The sequence below is a fragment of the Chitinophaga sp. S165 genome (assembly GCF_003182155.1).
GTDB lineage: Bacteria > Bacteroidota > Bacteroidia > Chitinophagales > Chitinophagaceae > Chitinophaga.
On the sequence record NZ_QGTG01000002.1, the window covers coordinates 1,172,913 to 1,191,625 of the forward strand.

Genomic DNA, 18,713 nt, shown 5'->3' on the forward strand with positions numbered 1-18,713 from the left:
TCATACTATTATCCTCAGAAGATAAACTACATCTGTTTCCCGACTCTACATGTTGTTCTTTGTTGTCTGGCCTGTGAGGCTGTGTATGCAGCCTTACAGGTCCTTTAAAAAACTATTATCATGAAACTTTTTCAACACGCCACTTCCTTTGCCTCCATCGGTGTAATAGCTGTCATCACAGCATTTACCGTACAGAAAAATAATACACATCCTGCAACTGCTGCTAATAAAGAAATTATTGCAACGCATAAAGTAACTGCTTTCCAGGTGGATAGCAAGAACAGCAAACTGCTGTGGACTGCACACAAAGTGACCGGCGAACATGCAGGTACGATCAATATCAGCAGTGGTACTTTAAACGTCGAGAACAAGGCCTTACAAAGCGGCAGCTTCAAACTGGATACACGCAGTATTACAGTGACCGATATCAAAGATGCTGACAGCAATGCCAAGCTGGTAGGTCATCTGAAGAGTGATGATTTCTTTGCTGTAGAAAAACATCCTTCGGCCGATTTTCTGATAACAGGAATTAAACCTCATGGTAATGATCTGTATGACCTGACAGGAAAACTGACCATCAAAGGTATTACTAATGATATCAGCTTCCCCGCTACCATTAAGGTTGATAAGGATAAACTGACAGCTACCGCAAAGGTGAAAATAGACCGGACCAAGTACGATATCAAGTACCGTTCGAAGAACTATTTTGAGAACCTGGGCGACAAAGCTATCTATGACGATTTTGAACTTGACATAACATTGTTGGCTAATGCGCAGTAATGAAACAGTGGTATATCGCAGGCATCATATTATCTGCAGGAATGCTGCTGGCCTTTCATTCAGAAGAACCGTTAACACGCGCGAAGCTAGGCGAACAGCTCTTCTTTGATCCGGTATTATCCGGCGACAGAAGTATCAGTTGCGCTTCCTGCCACAAGCCGCAGTTTGCATTTGCCGATACGGTTGCTTTTAGTCAGGGTATCCATGGACAGCCAACGAAGAGGAACACTCCTTCCATCACCAATCAGAGCGGACGACCTAGTTTCTTTTGGGATGGACGTGCTTCAACACTGGAGGAACAGGCTAAACAGCCGATCATTTCTGCAGATGAAATGGGTCTTCCTATTGAAGATGCTGTGAAGCGGCTGAATGCAGACAGTGGTTATGTACGTGCTTTCAGGAAACTGTTTAACAGTACGCCTACTGAAAAGAACCTGCTACAGGCACTCGCAGCTTATGAGCGTACTCTGGAAACAGCGAACAGCCCCTACGACAGATATATTAACGGAGACGATCACGCCATTTCACCGGAGGCGGCCAGAGGCAGACTGTTATTCATCGGTAAGGCCAATTGTAACAATTGCCATTCCGGAGAAGACTTCACTGCCGACCGCTTTAAGAACATCGGTTTATACAATGGCACTACATTGAAAGATGCCGGGCGCTTTGAAGTAACGAAAGACAGCGCTCAGCTGGGATTCTTTAAAGTGCCCGGACTACGGAATGTAGCGGTTACCGCACCTTATATGCATAATGGCATGTTTAAGACGCTGCGTGAAGTCATAACATACTACAATAAGCCCGATGCAGTGATTTATGACGGTATTAAGAGGGATCTGTCATTGAGTACACCATTGAATTTAACAGACACAGAAATCAGCGAATTAGAAGCATTTTTAAAGACATTGACGGACGACCGTTTTATCAACCAATAATCTAGCCCGCCGAAGGCGGAAGACCTTATCTTATTTTAACATTACAAACATGAGGATCTTTACTATCATTTTTTTACTGCTGTTCGCAGGCTACATCTTGCCGGCACAGTCGCAGGAGAAGGACACCCTTACCCGGCGTCATCTGGGGGAAGTACAGATAGTAGGTTCCCGCAGCGTGACCCGTACCCGGCTCAATGCACCGGTACCGGTGGATGTCATTAACCTTAGATCTTTACAGGAAAACGCTCCCCAAACAAGTGTAACGCAGTTGCTGCAGTATGTCTCGCCTTCATTTCATTCTGTAAATGGCAGCAACGCCGGTGATGCAGGTTCCGCACTCAATCTTGCGCAATTGAAGGGATTGGGTGTGGACCAGTTACTGGTACTTGTAAACGGAAAAAGAAGGCATAAAAGTTCTAATGTGAACTGGGGTGGTCTTGGGAATGGTGCAACAGGTTATGACCTGAATGCTATTCCCGCAGGAGCGATAGAGCGTATCGAAATTCTCAGGGATGGAGCAGCCGCGCAATATGGTTCAGATGCCATCGCAGGTGTGATCAATGTGGTGCTGAAAAAGGCGACAGATGATATTACCGTTAGTACAACGGCCAGTGTGCGCCGTCGTGGCGACGGACTAACCACCCGCTCCAATGCCAGCTATGGCTTCAAAATAGGACAGCAGGGTGGTTATCTGCATCTCACGGCGGAATTTGCCACACAAGGTATTGCGCTGCCTGCCGGCAGAGAAAATGCAGGATTGTACAATGGTCCCATTTACGGTGGAGGCGCTAATACCCGCGCATATGATGCTATCTATACCAAAGAGATCGATGATGCTATACTAGCCAGTCGCGGTATAGACCGTCATTATTTTGATCAGCGTGGAGGGGGCTCCAACAAAGCAAAAGATGCGCTGCTGGCATTCAATGCGGCTGTTCCTTTGAAAGATGGCGTTGAACTGTATGCGTTTGGCGGTATCAGTCATCGTAACTCGGAATTTACAGCCGTGTACCGGTTGCCGGGTTGGACCGAAAGGAATAATTCTTTCCTTTATCCGGATGGTTTTCTTCCTGAAATGGATAACACTATTACGGATAAGTCGATCGCAATTGGCATCAGGGGGAAGTTGGGAGAATGGACGACCGACCTCTCCAATGTGTATGGTAAGAATGACTTCGGGAATGTGATAGACAATTCCCTGAATGCAAGTTATGGCCTGAAGAGCCCTACCACGTTTGATGCGGGCCGGTATAACGCCTCTCAGAATACAGCCGGTCTTGACATCTCCAGGTATTTCGACAATGCGTTGAACGGAATAAATGTAGCCTTTGGTGGTCAGTACAGGGTTGAAACGTACCAGATCATCGCCGGAGAAGAAGCGTCGTATGCAAAGGCCGACTTGCGGACAGTTTACAATATAGACACTACCGCTGCCGGTGTACCTTATCTCTCTTCTTCCGGGTTGATAGCACTGAACGGCTTATCGCCCGGATCCCAGATCCATGCAGGTTTCAGGCCTGCCAATGAAGTAAATGTTAACCGTGCTGTTGCAGCAGGTTATCTCGATATTGAAGCCAACATCACCAGTAACTGGTTGTTGTCGGCAGCCATAAGAGCAGAGCATTTTTCTGACTTTGGCAATGTTACTACCTGGAAAGTAGCCAGCCGTTATAGCCTTGCTAAATGGCTGGCTTTCCGGGGAGCCTATAATACCGGTTTCCGTGCGCCCGACCTTGCGCAGTTCTATTACACCGAGACTTCAACCACTTTCCAGCAGGGACGTGCAGTAGACCTGGTAACGGCTTCCAACAAAAGCGCTGCAGCAAGGGCTTTAGGTATTCCTTCCCTGACGCCGGAAAGGTCCAAAGGTTTTAGTGCAGGCATCACTTCCCAGCCAGCGCCGCTGGTAGAGTTAACACTAGACGCTTATCATATCGATATTAAAAACCGGGTAGGTAATACGGGCAATTTTTCAGCCCTGGATACCAATCTGCCGGAAGATGTAAGGGCTTTACTGCTGCAAACAGGTACGACACAAGCCAAGTTCTTTTACAATGCATTCAGTACCCGTACCAAAGGAATTGAGTTTACGGGCAGTTACAAACTGTTGCTGAACAAAGCGTCACTATCGTTCCTGGCAGGCGCCAATTTTTCCAGCAATGAAGTAACAGGTGTGAACACACCGAAAGGGCTGGAAGCCTATCGTTATGTCATATTTAGTGAAGCAGAAAAAGCGCGCGTAACAACCAACATCCCGCAACAGAAGGTCACTTTGCAGGGAGTTTACAATAACCGCAAATGGAACTTCCTGTTACGTACGGTTTATTTCGGCACTGTCACCACAGCAACCGCATTGAACGCTGCCTTTCCGCGGCCGGATTATTTCTTCCAGGAGCTGAAACCTATCTGGGTAACAGACCTGTCTGCAGGCTATCATATCACGCCCCAGCTGCTGGCTACGATAGGTGTAAACAATGTGTTTGATACTTTGGGCGATTATACGGATGCCGCAATAGCCGGCTTGCGCAACCCCACTGTTGTGGGGATCCAGAACGGTAGTGCCGGGATCCAGCCTTTCGCCAGGTTACTGGCTCAATTTTAAACGTGCCTTTCAGGCGCATTAAAAAGCAGAACATGAAAACGAAGATCAAGATCAACCAACATATTTTAATATCGCGTTTTGCGGGTATAATGCTCATTGCGGGGCTATTGGCATCCTGCAATAAGGCGGACTACCTGGATGTGAATGCAGGGGAAAGGCCACCGCTCAATGCGGAGATCAGATTTGTCAATGCCCGGCCTGTGGACATTCCTTTGCAATTCTGGGCTTTTACGGCACAGGTTACCACCACTGCTGTAGGTGTTGGTAAGGCATCTCCATACCTGCCAACGGTATTCGGCAATGTGCAGATCAATTTTACGGAGGGAACAGGCTCCAGTTACAAGCTGTCCCGTCAGTTCGGGAACCAGGCTGCTTTCTCTGCCAGTGGCGGTCCGAACGGCCCTGTGGCCGGTTACCGGCATACGGTCTTCGCAGCCAGCAGCAAAGCAGATATCACAAAAGACACCCTCATACTATTCTACGACAACCAGCAATCGCCTGCCGCCGGAAAGGCCAAACTACGTTTTGTTCATCTTGCTCCGGATATTCCGGCAGTTAGTATTGCCCTGCAACAGCAAGGCAAGGAAAACCGGTTATTTGAACAAGTAGAGTATGGCCGTGCCGGTGGTTCGGTATTGTCGGGCGATAGCTTGAATGTATGGTCGCTAGGGCCTTTTATTGAAGTGCCGGCTGGTACTTCAGGCCTGGCTGTGAGCATAACATCCGGTCATAGTCCATTGCCCATTGAAGGAGAAACATTCTCGAACCTGGCCCTGGAAGCAGGTAAAAGCTATACTGCTTTTCTGTACAAGGTTCCTGGGAAGTCAGCTACAGGAGGTGCTATCATTAAACATCTTGAGAACTGACAACAGAACATACCATGCACCTGAAACCTGTAACAGTTATTAGTGGTTATACCCGGCAATAATGCGTACAGTAACAGGTGTCTACTAAAATAGGACTGTTCAAGGACTATACAAGGATCATACAAGCTTTAACTTACGTTCATCTTACGTTCAAAGACGTAGGATGAACGTAAGTTAAGCCTTGTATAAACCTTGTAAAATGCCGTTTTAATAGGGATCTGTGCCTGAGAGCTGCCTGTTCGTAGTTGTTTGGCTTGTTTAGAGTTGAGGAGGTATGTAAACTATTGTATATCTGTGTGTTGTGTGGATTTTTCCCGTGTGGTGTGCAGTTAAAAATCCGTATTTCCCGCATCACTTTTCTGCTTAATTTTGTGATGTAATGAGAAAAATGGCAAGCAAACTTGCTACTTTTTTTGAGTTGCAATTTGAACAATCCGCGTTCTAAACGCGTCGCAATAAATACGTATTTCGTTACTGATGCAGGTGGTTCGCAGCACGTGCTACTGAACGGAATTAGTGAAAGTTAGCATTTTGACGTGTAAGCGTTACAATTATTGGTTGAAAACGATAGATGGATCTCATCATTTCACATTGAATACAAAGCCGATCCCGTATACGTTCTTGATACTGATACCGGGATTTTGCTGGAAATACTTTCTGAACCTGGAGATGAATACATCAAGGCTGCGGCCGACGAAATAGTCGTTTGAGCCCCATACTTTGGTTAAGATCTCTTCCCGTTTTATCACACGGTTCACATTATGGAAGAACAGTACAAGCAGGTCGCATTCTCTCGGTGTGAGCACGATTTCATCTCCCTGTTCTGTAACGAGTTTCAGGGAATCGACAAATAACCGGGTATTGCCTATAGTGATAACGTTATTGGCTTTTACAACCTCGGGTACGACAGCAGGTTGTTTACGTTTGATGATATTGCGGATACGTAATACCAGTTCATCCACATCAAAGGGTTTCACGACATAGTCGTCAGCGCCTATTTTCAAACCGGCCAGACGATCTGTTTTTTCGCCCCTTGCAGTAAGAAAAAGGAAAGGCACCTGGTTATTGATCTTTACGACGTGTTCGGCCAGTTCAAATCCATTCATGCCGGGAAGATTGACATCGATCAGCAGTATGTGATAACGTTCCGGACTTCTTTTAAAGTCTTCCAATGCATCACTGCCGCTTTGTTGCCAGTTTACCTCAAAGTCCATCAGCTCCAGGTATTGCTTTACTACATTACCCAGATCTGATTCATCTTCTACCAATAAGATTCGATGTCGCATAGCATTCAATTTTAAATTTGAAGCAGGGACGTGTTTACGTTAAATATAAAAGAACGGTCCTACATTGGAATTACAATTACAAATGTAGTCCCTTTTCCCACTTCGCTGTCTACTTTTAATTTCCATTGATGCGCATCTATGCATTGTTTTACATAGTGCAGTCCCAGTCCCAACCCCTTTGTATTCTGTGTCAGATCTTTCTGATATCTGTAAAATTTTTCAAAGATATGTTTGAGTGTCTCCCTGGACATACCAATACCCATATCGGTGACTGTGATTTGAATATTCTCTTTATCATTTGTGATAAACACTACCAGCTCTTTGATAGGCTGGAGATTATATTTCACCGCATTGTCCAGTATATTGAGCATTAAGGTAGTAAAATGAAAACTGTCAAGGTTTACTACCAGATCTTCTTCTGCCGGCTTAAAATCGATCTCCAGGTTGGAATTCGAGAACTTGATACTGAAGTCAGTTAGAATTTCACTCACCAGCATATTGAGGTGGTGAGGCGTTTTCTGCACGAACAATTTATCTACCGTAGCAAGGTCCAGCACCTGTCCGAACAGCAGTTTCAGCCGCTGGGACTGACGATCTATGACCTCCGACAGGGACTTGATGGCCATCTTGTTATCCAGGATCTTTTCATTCTGGATATTCTTGTTAGCCACCATGATGGCGGATAGTGGCGTATGAAATTCATGCGTGATGTTGTTGATAAAATCAGTTTTCACATCTGAAAGACGTTTCTGTTTTATCCAGTTCCGCATGGTGATGAAAAATAGTAAAATAATGGCAAACATCGATAGCAATGACATTGTCAGCATCAGGCGCATTTGCCGGAACACCATCTGGCGGCGGTTAAAGGGCTCGGCATGGAAGCTGAATGCCATCGCATAAGTATAGGGGGATGGAGTGGATACGTTCAGCCTTACAACCTGGCTACGCTCATCCGGATTTTCCAGGTCGCCGTAAATGCGGATACCGTCTGACCATTGCAGGGAATCATCTATCAGCGCATACTTTTTTCGGTAGTCGTAGATGTTGATATATTTTCTGTCGCCGGTCATGAATTCGATCCTGGAGATGTTCAGCGCATAACGAAGAGAGTCAGTGATGCTGTCCTTTTGCCGGATCTGTTGCATCAGGCTGTCTGCGCTTTGTTCTTCAATGAGCCGGTGAAATACTTTGTTTAATATCTGCTGAGCGTAGTTGTGGAATTTGGTAGTATCAGTATTATACAGCTGTTCCAGTGTTTTGAGCTCAGGCATCAGGATACTGTCTATAATTGCCTGTCCGCCCGGGAATAATTTATCGTTGGTGATAGCCTTACTATATTCCTCATTGATCTTATTCTTTTTCTCATAGTAGAAACGCCTGTTGAGCAGGTCATAGGTATTGTAGACCAGAATGAACTGAACCAGCGCTAGTACAAGAAAGCAAATAACAGATGTAGTGATATAGATCTTAAAAGGATGCTTCATCGAAAATTTCCTGGAGAACAAATATATTCTTTCAGGTGGCAGTTTTAGTAAGCCCCATAGTTTTCTGTTCATATTTAAATATTGGAAATTTAACTTTCATTCACAATTTGTTTAAAATTGTTTACACTTTGTTTGATTTCCGTTTGCAACTTTTCCACAAATGCTTTATTAACTTCGGTTTCAGCGATTAGTTTAATAATCGTGTTATCAATTGTCAGGTTTTTACATTAAAGACAAAGCCATGAGGCCTTTGTGCTAATTCCCACGAAACACGTACTCAGCCCGCTCCAACGGGAAAAAAAGCAAACTACAGGCTGTACTTTTTGTGCGGCTTGTAGGTTGCGAACCAGGCATATATGATAACCGGAACATCAGCCGGGAAAAAGAGAAATTTATACCGGTTATGTAGTAGAAAAAGAGCAGTTCCATATGTTAGTAAGGGATACTGCTTATAATTTCGGATGAATGCAGAGTTATATAAGGTTAATGCACTGTCAATTGACGGTGCATTCCTGTTTTAAGCACTGTCGCTCGCTTGTTCCTTACCAATCCCCATAGCACAATTATACCTCCCACAGCAGGCTGGCCTGTTGCACTGGCTATAAGCTGGTTTTTCATAATTGTATTGATTATCAGCTGTTTTTGTGGATAAGTCCTCCCTTTTTCCTTACTGATTTGTACATAAAGCGCACTTTTTACCCCGGAATTGGGGTGCCGGTGTTGGGAGATGGGGAGAATTATCCCACTCTTTACTTATACAACCATACTGGCAAATATTTTGTTCTATGTAGTATGTCAGCTTATTATTACTAACCCATTTAAATGTGAGATTATGAAGACGTATTCGATTAGGGGTCCAAAGGTGATAAAGAGAAGCGTAGAAGGAACAATAGCAGGTCAGACAGTGAACAGTGACAACTTTAGCATGCCCCCCGGCGGTTAACAGCCAGTAATATATCAACAGATTCTCTCCAACTTTATTCTGCTTTGGAATAATTCCATAGTAGCACCCCTTTAATTGTTTGTTATGGAAAGGCGTACAATAACAGTTTACATTGAAGGCAGATCATATCAGCTTGCGATCACTGTAGACGAAGTAGCACAGGAAACGACATACGAAGTCATCACCAGCGGAAACATCCTCAGAGATTTTATGCCTGAAGGTATTGACTGGCAGGAAGACAGTATGATCAACCCGGAAGAACGGGTTAAAACAATTGAAAGCGAACAAATAGCCCGTATCATCTGGACAGATATACTGGATATGATGGAACATTAATATCACTCCCTCTGATACTACTCATACCGGTTATTTTATACCATTCAAATAAAAGTCTATAAAAATAGTGGACTTTTAAATTCCTACTGCATATATTTGCATCAGATTATTTGTGCTCCCACCAAGAGACTAATGCAAGTAACCAGTAATGGTTACACTCTGCGCATTATAATCAACCAACGATACAAGTCTCATTTTATCTGATGTTAAAGCTACGAATGCCTTTTTGGGTGTGCGTTACGGGCACTGTCATGATTGCCTGTGAACGCCGCAGTAATGCTGTGCCGGATCATTTCGGTTATGGCAGGCCTGCTACGGAAAAAGAGATTGCTGTGAAAGCCATTGCCATTCGTCCGGATGGTAAAGGATTACCTGCAGGTAGTGGTACAGTGCTGGATGGTGCAATTATTTATGCCGCAAAATGTGCTTCCTGTCACGGAAGTACAGGTGTAGAAGGGCCATTCAATGTATTGGTAGCGCCCGACACTGTTGGTGCGAAACCGTTTGACCAGTCATCCAAACGTGTAAAAGCGATCGGTAATTACTGGCCGTATGCCACTACTGTCTTCGATTACGTACGTCGTGCAATGCCCTTTAATGCACCTGGCTCTCTATCAGATAATGAAGTTTACAGCGTTACAGCCTGGCTGCTGCATGCCAACAAACTGATCGGCGCAGATGCTGTTATTAACGCGAAAACCTTACCTGGCGTCGTTATGCCGGCCAGGAAATATTATGTCACAGACAGCCGGAAAGGCGGGGACGGACCATATGAATAAACATATGTGTCATAATTAAACTGTAATTCATAATTGAACTTAATATGAGTCAAAAGATGACGCGTCGTCGCCTTTTGCTGGGAGGTGCTGCCACAGCTGCTGTGGCACTGGTAAAGTCATCTTTCGGCAAAGTGGTGCAGACAGGTATTCCTGAAGCGGCTCTCGATCCTACTAAACAGGTCGGGCCGTTGCCTGGTGTATTAGGTACAAGATCTCCATTCGAACATCCGCAAAGAAAGCCTTCCCTCACTTCTTCACAGACGCCGTTACAGGATCTGTACGGTATGATCACACCGTCAGATCTTCACTTCGAACGTCATCATGCCGGCGTGCCTGCTATTGATCCTCATACCTATGAATTGATGATACATGGAATGGTAGATAAGCCGACTGTCTTTTCCCTGGCCGATCTGAAGCGTTTCCCATCAGTATCACGCATCTGTTTTATTGAATGTTCAGGAAACTTCAGGAAGCCCGATAAAGAGAATATTACGCCGCAGGACATCTGCGGATTAACCAGTCAGAGTGAATGGACCGGTGTGATGTTATCTACACTGTTCAGGGAAGTAGGCGTTAATCCTAAAGCTACCTGGTTTCTCGCGGAAGGCTCGGACGCGGCAGTAATGACACGTAGCATTCCCGTCAGTAAAGGTTGGGAAGATGCTATGATCGTTTATGCACAAAATGGGGAAGCCATTCGCCCCCAGCAAGGATACCCGGCAAGGCTGCTGCTGCCGGGCTGGGAAGGCAACACCAGTATAAAATGGTTGCGTCGCATTGAATTGTCCGACGGCCCCTTTATGACAAGAGAAGAGACTTCCAAATACACAGAACCTGTAAAAGATGGCAAGATCCGGCAGTTCAGCTTTACAATGGACGCCCGCTCTATTATCACTTATCCTGCTTATCCCGCACAGCTGCAGAAGGGCTGGGTGGAAATAAGAGGGCTTGCCTGGAGCGGACGCGGTAAGGTCCGCCAGGTGGAAGTAAGCACCGATGCCGGCAAAACATGGAATGCCGCACGCCTGCAGGAACCTGTACTTGACAAGGCACATACTTATTTCAGATACTTATGGCAATGGAACGGAGATACTACGGCTATTATGAGCCGTGCCATAGATGAAACAGGCTATATACAACCATCACTTGAACAATTGATCACTGCACGCGGTCCGGGTACCGGATATCATCTGAACCCTGTTACAGCCTGGCTGATAAAACGGGACGGGCAGGTAGTGTATAGTCCGGAGAAATGGAAATAAAGTAACCAATATAAAACCAATCAGCTATATGTCATTCTTTGATTATGGGCATGCTCCTGTGATACGCAGGCTTGCAAGAAATGCGGGTTTCCTGCTTATTCCCGCCGTACTGGGAAGCCCGGAAGTTTGGGGTGCAGTGCTGCCTGCCGCCAGTAAACATGCCGTTGCCAGTAAGCTACGGGCAGATGTTCCTGTAAAGGGAAAGGTAACAGATACAAACGGTCAGCAGCTGCCGGGTGTAAGCGTAGTAGTGAAAGGTTCCAAACGTGGTGCACTCACCCGTATAGATGGTTCTTTCGAATTAAATGCCCCTACTGATGCCGTGCTTATTTTTACCTATCTAGGCTATAAGCCGCAGGAGGTGAAAGTAAGTGCCAATCCGCAGCTGAATATCAAACTGGAGATAGACGATAAGAAACTAAGTGAAGTAGTGATCGTAGGTTATGGTACACAGGAGCGCCGTAACCTGACCAGCTCCGTATCTACAATCAATACCGCTGAAACCAAGACTGTACCCGTGGCTGGCTTTGATGCGCAGCTACAGGGAAAGGCAGCAGGTTTACAGATCAACTCCAACACAGGTGTACCTGGTGATGGCGTCTTTGTACGTGTGCGCGGTACCACTTCCATCAATGCCGGCAATGATCCTTTGTATGTTGTAGATGGCGTGTTCGTAAACAACACCAGTCTGCAAACTGTCAGCACAGGCGGCCGCGCTACCTCTCCTATTGCCGATATTAACCCGTCCGACATTGCCAGCATAGAAGTATTGAAAGATGCAAGCGCCACTGCTATTTACGGTTCCCGTGGTGCAAACGGTGTGGTGATCGTTACTACTAAACGTGGTAACTATGGCGAACGCACTAAGGTGAATCTGAACGTATCACATGGTTTTGCAAAAGCACCGAAACTATGGGACTTAACTACAGGCCCTGAACATGCAACCCTGATCAATGAATTCTGGATCAACAGTGGGATAGACAATCCTGCACTGAACCAGACATTTGCCAACAGGCCTTTCAGACCAGTGTCTGAAGGTGGCCGTGGACTACCGGAAGAACAAAAGACCTACGACAGACTGGGTGAACTTTTCCGTACAGGCCAGCTGGCCAACTATGATGTATCAGTTAATGGTGGTTCAGAGAAAACGAAATTCTACATAGGCGCCGGTTACACAAAACAGGAAGCCAATATCCATCCTGTCTTCTTCGAACGGGCCAGTTTGAAACTGAATGTGGACCATAAGATCAGTGACAGGGTACAGATAGGTGTAAGCAATGGTATCACACGCTCCAACAGGAACCAGGCACGTGCCGGTGACGGTCCGCAGGGAGGTCTGCTGCAAACAGCATTGCATACACCGACCTACTTGCCGGAAACAAATCCTGATGGCACACCTGCCCGGTATGCCGGGTTTGACAACCTGCAGGTATTGCTGAATAACTATGATGTACACACTATCAGCTTAAGGTATATCGGTAATGTGTATGCAGAGGCTGAAATACTGAAAGATCTGAAGTTCCGCACCAGCTGGAGTGTTGACTATAATAACTATGATGAGTCAGAATACTGGAACGATAAGACACAACTTGGCGCTGCACCTACAAATGGTTTAGCAACATCTTCCATTACACAGAACAGCACCTGGATCAATGAACAGACATTGTCTTACCGGAAGAAGCTGGGCCGCGGACATACATTCGGCGCTGTAGTAGGTAATACTATCCAGCAGAATACACTGGAGAGGACTTTCGCTCAAGGCACCGGTTTCCCGAATAATGCCTATAAGGATATTTCCTCTGCGTCTACCCGTACTGCCGGGCAAACCTGGACACAGGGTACACTCGCCTCTTTCTTTTCCCGTGTTGATTACAACTACGACAGCAAGTACTACCTGGAACTGAGCGTTCGTGCAGATGGTTCTTCCCGCTTCGGCAGTAATCACCGCTGGGGTTATTTCCCCGCTGTTGGTGCTGCATGGCGTTTGAAAGAAGAACAGTTCCTGAAAGACGTACAATTCCTCAGTGACCTGAAGTTAAGGGCCAGCTATGGCGTGACCGGTAATCAGAGCGGTATCAATGACTATGCAGCCCGTGGTTTATGGACAGGCGCCAGCGGTTATCCTGATACAGAAAGCGGTGGAGATAAAGCTGCGACCGCTCCTTTACAGCTGGCCAATCCTGACCTGCGCTGGGAGAAAACGACACAAACTAACCTGGGTGTAGACGTGGGTTTCCTGGATGGACGTGTTTCATTGGAAGCAAATATTTACTCCAAGAAAACGACTGATGTGCTGTTACAATTACCAGTGCCTTCCAATACCGGATATACAACATACTATTCCAATGCCGGAGAGATCAGCAATAAAGGATATGAGGTGGCTATCCGTTCTGAGAATATCAAACGTGGAAGTTTCACCTGGAATACATCCTTCAGCATTTCCGGTAATGTGAACAAGATAGAAAAACTGCCGGTGCCAATTACACAATACAACCGCGACTGGGTAAGGATGCAGCAGGGATATTCCATGTACTCCTTCTGGATGTACAAACAGCTGTATGTAGATCCGAAAACAGGTAATGCCGTGTTTGAAGATGTAAACGACGATGGTAACATCACGGTGGCCGACAGGCAGATCGTAGGAAATGCCCTGCCTAAGTTCTTCGGCGGTATTAATAACAGTTTCTCCTGGAAGTCGTTCGATGCCGCAGTACAGTTCAACTACCAGTATGGCAACAAGGTATTAAACCTGAACCGCTTCTTTGGCGAAGGTGGCGGTACCCGCGATGCGAACAGGGTATTGTTTGCCAGTCAGCTGAAACGCTGGCAGAAAGAAGGAGATGTCACCGACGTACCACGCCTGACCAAAGTAGGCAACAATTATACGCTGGAACAGAACAGCCGTTTCATTGAGAATGGTTCCTTTTTGCGTTTACAGTCGCTGACCCTGGGTTATACACTGCCTAAGTCGCTGACCAGCCGCTGGCATGTGGATGCATTGCGCGTCTACTTTGCCGGAAACAATCTGTGGCTGCTGACGAAATATACCGGCCCGGACCCTGAAGCAAACGTAACTGCTACGCAGACAGTACAGGGTGTTGACCTGGGTACGCCGCCACAATCGCGTACGCTGCAGTTTGGCTTGAATGTGACATTATAGGAATACTTAATGAAGAAGATCATGAAATCACTCATCCGCATATTACCACTTGTATTATTGCTCGCATCCTGCAAGGACTTCCTGGATGTGGAGCCCCGCGACTCCGTTTCGGACGATGCAACTATTGTTGACGAAGCATCCGCACAAACAGCTGTAAGAGGCGTTTACCGTGAACTGGGAGATGATGCTTATTACGGTGCCCTCTTTCAGACCATCGGTTATTTGTCAGGTGATAACATCCAATGGACAGGATCGCAGTCGGTGATACAGCAATTCATCACGCATAGCGTGAAAGCTGATAACACGAACGTAGCTACTGTATGGGCCGGGATCTATTCCACCATTAACAGGGCTAACCAGGTGATCGATAAAGTGCCTGGTGTGACAGATGCGACCTTTACACAGGAAGAGAAGAACGCATTGGTGGGCGAGGCTTATTTCATACGCGCCCTGGCATACTTTGACCTGGCCCGCACCTGGGGCGGCGTACAGCTAGTATTAAAGGCGACCACAAACATCAACGATACCAAAGGTTTGAAACGTAGTACGCTGGAGCAGACCTATGCCCAGGTGCTGAGCGATCTGCAAACGGCAGAACCGCTGTTACCGGAAACGACTAACCGCTACCGTGCCACCCGTAAAACAGTATGGGCATTATTAGCCCGTTTTTACCTCTATCAGGAGAATTGGCCCCAGGCTGAGGTCTATGCCTCAAAACTGATAGGAGACGCCGAATATCGCCTTATAAAGCCATATAGCGCCTTCTTTGCCAACAACGTGGTGGCAACCGATGAATCCATCTTCGAAATATCCTACAGTGCCAACAACACTAACGCACACCGTGGCTACTGGCAACCGCCTGCTAATGGCGGTACCCGCCAATGGGCGCCTAACGACGCATTCATTGCCCTGGTGAATGATCCGGCTGTTGGCGGTAACCGTAACGCCGCAGTAGCTATTACCAACCAGGGATTATGGTACGGGAACTTCTACTACCGCAGTCCCGCTACAGATCCTACCTATGTGCTCCGTATTGCAGAACAGTACCTCATCCGTGCAGAAGCGCGGGCAAAACAAAGCAACCTGGAAGGAGCGCTGACCGACCTGGACGCAGTTCGCGACAGGGCGGGACTGACAGCAAGCACGGCTACCTCTCAGGGGGATATCCTGTTGGCTGTCGAAAATGAAAGAAGGCTGGAATTTGCTTTCGAACCGCATCGTTGGTATGACCTGGTGAGAACAGACCGCGCAGCAGCGGTACTGGGATTAACAGACGAGCGCAGGTACGTAATGCCTATCCCCGCGATAGAACTGAGTGCAGATGGAGCACTGGAGCCTAATCCCGGTTATTAATCGCTATCCGATCTTTCACACATAAACATTGCAGGTATGACACATCCGGCAAACCTATTACCACCACGGGAGTGGAAAGCATCCTGGAAGGTCCTTTTCCGCTTCTTTTTCATCTATTTCGTTCTCCAGTGTGTTCCGCTGGACTGGAAGTATTACAGTACCTTGCTCCGTATTCAGTGGGGGGCACTGGGCTTTAAAGACATTTTTTATCTGGCCCGGTATACGCCGAAGTCCCTTCCGTCAGATAGTCCCTTCGGCGGATTTGCAGACTGGGGCGTTATTGCTTTCATAGCGCTGACCGGTACACTGGTATGGACCTACCTGGACAAGCAACGGAAAGAGTACAATCAGTTGTATTACTGGTTACGGGCGATTGTCAGGTACCGGCTAGCCATCGGTGTTATTGCATACGGGCTGCTGAAATTGTTCCCACAGCAGTTGCCATATCCGAGCATCAGCCAGCTCAATACTCCATATGGCGACCTGTCGGCCTGGAAGATCTTCGCGATGAGCACAGGAGTAGTACCTTCTATGGAAACCTTCCTCGGGCTTGTTGAAACTGTTGCAGGGCTTCTGTTGTTCAGCAGGCGAACGGCTACTATCGGAGCAGGCATCATCATTACATTTACTGGCAATGTATTTATGTCCAATCTCGCTTATGAAGGAGGAGAATATACGTACAGCTTCTACCTGGTGATATTGGCGCTGTTCTTACTGGCATACGATGCAATACGCATTATTAGTCTGTTGACGCTGGAACAGCCCACAGCTCCCAATACCGTACGGCTTCAGCTTGTTAAGCCCTGGCACCGCAGTGCAAGGATCGTATTGAAGTCGTTGTTCATCTTTTTCTTTGTCGGGCTGTATGGATATAAGACCTATGCCAGCTATAAACATAATGGTTATCAGTACCCTCAAACACCCGGATTGGCGGATGCAGCCGGTATTTACAATGTGTCGGAGTTCCGTATTAATAACCAGGAACTGCCTTACTCACTGACAGACAGCGTGCGGTGGAAAGACGTTGTGTTTGAGAAATGGGCTACACTCAGCATTCGGTCTAGCCGTTATGTGCATCCTGATCTGGCCAATACGGAAGAGATATATGCAGAAGACCCGGCCAGGAACTATGAGCTGACAGGCGCTGTGAGCAGGCATTACTTCACCTATGGTATAGATGAATCCCGGCAGGTGCTTTTCCTGCAGAATAAGAATAAATATCATCAGCAGGAAAAACTGGTGCTGCATTACACAAGGCCTGACAGCAGCCGTATCATTCTTTCGGGCATTAACGAAAAGAAGGATTCCGTGTATGTAGTGCTGGATAAGATCAATAAGAAATATCCGATGATCGAAGGCCGCCGTAAACCTCTTAAACTCTAAAACTAACGTTATGTCTGATATAGCCAATTCACCCGCTATAGAGCAGGTAGCGCCCATAGCGGCAGATACTGAAAGCCAGACTGTTGCTGCACCCGCAAAGCCCTGGAAGGAGTATCAAAAGTGGGCATTCCGCATTGCTTTTATCTTTTTTGTGATCATGAGTATTCCGCTCAGCTGGAACTGGTACACCCACCTTTTCACAATGGACTGGGTGCATCTGAAATACCGTGATGTATATGATATAGCGCGATTCCAGCCTAATCTCTGGAACGTCAATTCAGAGAGCGGTCGCTGGGGAATAGCCAGCTTTGCCAGCTGGTTAGCAGCGTTGGGTATAGGTGTGATAGGTGCTGTGATATGGAGCCTTTTTGACCGTAAAAGACAGGAGTATAACCTGCTGTATTATTGGTTACGGGTGATTGTAAGGTACCGTGCAGGGATAGGTATTATCGGGTTCGGGTATACCAAGTTGTTCCCCGTACAGATGCCTTATCCGTCTATCTCTAACCTGCATACTAATTTCGGCGACTTTACAGCGCAGAAGATCTACTGGTTATCAATCGGTATTGTGCCCTGGTACCAGGTATTTGCAGGCATTGTGGAAGTAGGTGCAGGTATCCTGTTGTTCTTCCGTGGTACGGCTGCAATCGGAGCTGTACTGCTGGCAGGCGCGTTGTTCAATATTACATTCGTGAATCTGGCGTATGATGGCGGCGTACATGTGTATGCAGCATACTTTGTATTGCTCGGAGCATTTGTACTGGCATATGATGTTCCAAAGATTTACAACCTGTTAGTATTGGAACGTTATACTGTGCCGGTGCATTACTATCCTTCCTTCGATGAAAAATGGAAGAAGTATGGACGTCTTGCATTGAAAGCAGGGACCTTTGTTTTGTTTGTGTTCATACTGTTCTACCTGCAGATGTGGAACTACCTGTATGACCCATATAAACAACCTGTGAACAAAGGATTAGCGGGTACGAAAGGTTTTTATAACGTGACTGAATTCAGGTTGAATAACCAGGTGATCCCTTATTCACCGCTGGACACTGTGCGCTGGCAGAATGTGACCTTTGAAAAATGGTCGAGCATCACTTACCAGGTGAACAAACCAGTATGGCTGGACCTGAGTAATGGTGGCGGATCTCCGAAGAACGACGTGGACCGTAACTTTGAACTGGCAGGCGTAGCTGGTGGAAGAAGGTTCTTCTATTATGACGCTGATACTGCAAAACAGGAACTATCTCTAAGGGATAAGAACAGGAGTGCGGCGAACCAGGGGCGTGAACGGCAGCGACGGAATGCAACAGACCGTCCCAATACAGCAAAGAAGAAAGATCCTCCTTTTGTTTTACACTATGAAAGACCCAGTGATACGCGGATCATTCTTTATGGATTGAACGAGAATAAAGATTCGATTTACGTAATTTTGGATAAGGTAGATAAACAATACCTGCTTTCGCCGAGCAAGCTGGAAGCGGGACAGTACTAAAATATTTAATCAGGGACTAAAGGAGCGGGGCGGATGTGTGTACATCATT

Annotated in this window: 14 protein-coding genes; 11 read left to right on the plus strand and 3 right to left on the minus strand. The window is 46.6% G+C overall.

Annotated elements, in window-relative coordinates; genetic code table 11:
- Positions 1 to 120: 120 nt before the first annotated feature.
- The 4 genes from C7475_RS13030 to C7475_RS13045 are packed head-to-tail and all read left to right on the plus strand — an operon-like array spanning position 121 to position 5,183.
- A complete protein-coding gene (locus C7475_RS13030; protein ID WP_110053773.1) occupies positions 121 to 780 on the plus strand; it encodes a YceI family protein in 660 nt (219 codons plus the stop codon).
- Positions 780 to 1,715: a cytochrome-c peroxidase gene (locus C7475_RS13035; RefSeq protein WP_110053774.1), complete on the plus strand. Its 936-nt coding sequence runs from the start codon at positions 780 to 782 to the stop codon at positions 1,713 to 1,715. The genes C7475_RS13030 and C7475_RS13035 overlap by 1 nt, the downstream gene beginning before the upstream one ends.
- Before the next feature lie 49 nt (positions 1,716 to 1,764).
- The gene (locus C7475_RS13040) at positions 1,765 to 4,317 is read left to right on the plus strand and encodes a TonB-dependent siderophore receptor (RefSeq protein ID WP_110053775.1); all 2,553 of its coding nucleotides are present in this window, start codon (positions 1,765 to 1,767) and stop codon (positions 4,315 to 4,317) included.
- 32 nt (positions 4,318 to 4,349) lie between these two features.
- A complete protein-coding gene (locus C7475_RS13045) occupies positions 4,350 to 5,183 on the plus strand; it encodes a DUF4397 domain-containing protein (protein WP_146217536.1) in 834 nt (277 codons plus the stop codon).
- Positions 5,184 to 5,764: 581 nt separating this feature from the next.
- Here the strand turns inward: C7475_RS13045 and C7475_RS13050 are convergent.
- From C7475_RS13050 to C7475_RS33415, 3 genes are all read right to left on the minus strand, one after another.
- Positions 5,765 to 6,469 (minus strand): response regulator transcription factor, encoded by a 705-nt coding sequence (locus C7475_RS13050; RefSeq protein ID WP_110053777.1) that lies wholly within the window; start codon positions 6,467 to 6,469, stop codon positions 5,765 to 5,767.
- Between the two features lie 59 nt (positions 6,470 to 6,528).
- Entirely contained in the window at positions 6,529 to 8,025 is a 1,497-nt protein-coding gene (locus tag C7475_RS13055; RefSeq protein ID WP_110053778.1) for a sensor histidine kinase KdpD, read from the minus strand.
- A gap of 411 nt (positions 8,026 to 8,436) precedes the next feature.
- Complete coding sequence (locus C7475_RS33415; RefSeq protein ID WP_255412649.1) at positions 8,437 to 8,571, minus strand: hypothetical protein; 135 nt, start codon at positions 8,569 to 8,571, stop codon at positions 8,437 to 8,439.
- Positions 8,572 to 8,980: 409 nt separating this feature from the next.
- On the opposite strand from C7475_RS33415, the gene C7475_RS13065 reads away from it, so the two are divergent.
- From C7475_RS13065 to C7475_RS13095, 7 genes are all read left to right on the plus strand, one after another.
- Positions 8,981 to 9,232, plus strand: coding sequence for a hypothetical protein (locus C7475_RS13065; RefSeq protein WP_110053780.1), 252 nt, complete (start codon positions 8,981 to 8,983; stop codon positions 9,230 to 9,232).
- A gap of 218 nt (positions 9,233 to 9,450) precedes the next feature.
- Positions 9,451 to 10,011, plus strand: a complete 561-nt coding sequence (locus C7475_RS13070) for a c-type cytochrome (RefSeq protein WP_110053781.1) — start codon at positions 9,451 to 9,453, stop codon at positions 10,009 to 10,011.
- A gap of 44 nt (positions 10,012 to 10,055) precedes the next feature.
- Positions 10,056 to 11,273, plus strand: a complete 1,218-nt coding sequence (gene soxC / locus C7475_RS13075; protein ID WP_110053782.1) for a sulfite dehydrogenase — start codon at positions 10,056 to 10,058, stop codon at positions 11,271 to 11,273.
- Between the two features lie 28 nt (positions 11,274 to 11,301).
- Complete coding sequence (locus C7475_RS13080; protein WP_110053783.1) at positions 11,302 to 14,433, plus strand: TonB-dependent receptor; 3,132 nt, start codon at positions 11,302 to 11,304, stop codon at positions 14,431 to 14,433.
- Between the two features lie 21 nt (positions 14,434 to 14,454).
- Positions 14,455 to 15,786 carry a RagB/SusD family nutrient uptake outer membrane protein gene (locus C7475_RS13085; protein WP_233259843.1) on the plus strand — a complete coding sequence of 444 codons (1,332 nt, stop codon included), beginning with the start codon at positions 14,455 to 14,457 and terminating at the stop codon, positions 15,784 to 15,786.
- A gap of 36 nt (positions 15,787 to 15,822) precedes the next feature.
- Positions 15,823 to 17,169 carry a hypothetical protein gene (locus tag C7475_RS13090; RefSeq protein WP_110053785.1) on the plus strand — a complete coding sequence of 449 codons (1,347 nt, stop codon included), beginning with the start codon at positions 15,823 to 15,825 and terminating at the stop codon, positions 17,167 to 17,169.
- Between the two features lie 10 nt (positions 17,170 to 17,179).
- Complete coding sequence (locus tag C7475_RS13095; protein WP_199236214.1) at positions 17,180 to 18,664, plus strand: hypothetical protein; 1,485 nt, start codon at positions 17,180 to 17,182, stop codon at positions 18,662 to 18,664.
- The last annotated feature ends 49 nt before the right edge of the window (positions 18,665 to 18,713 follow it).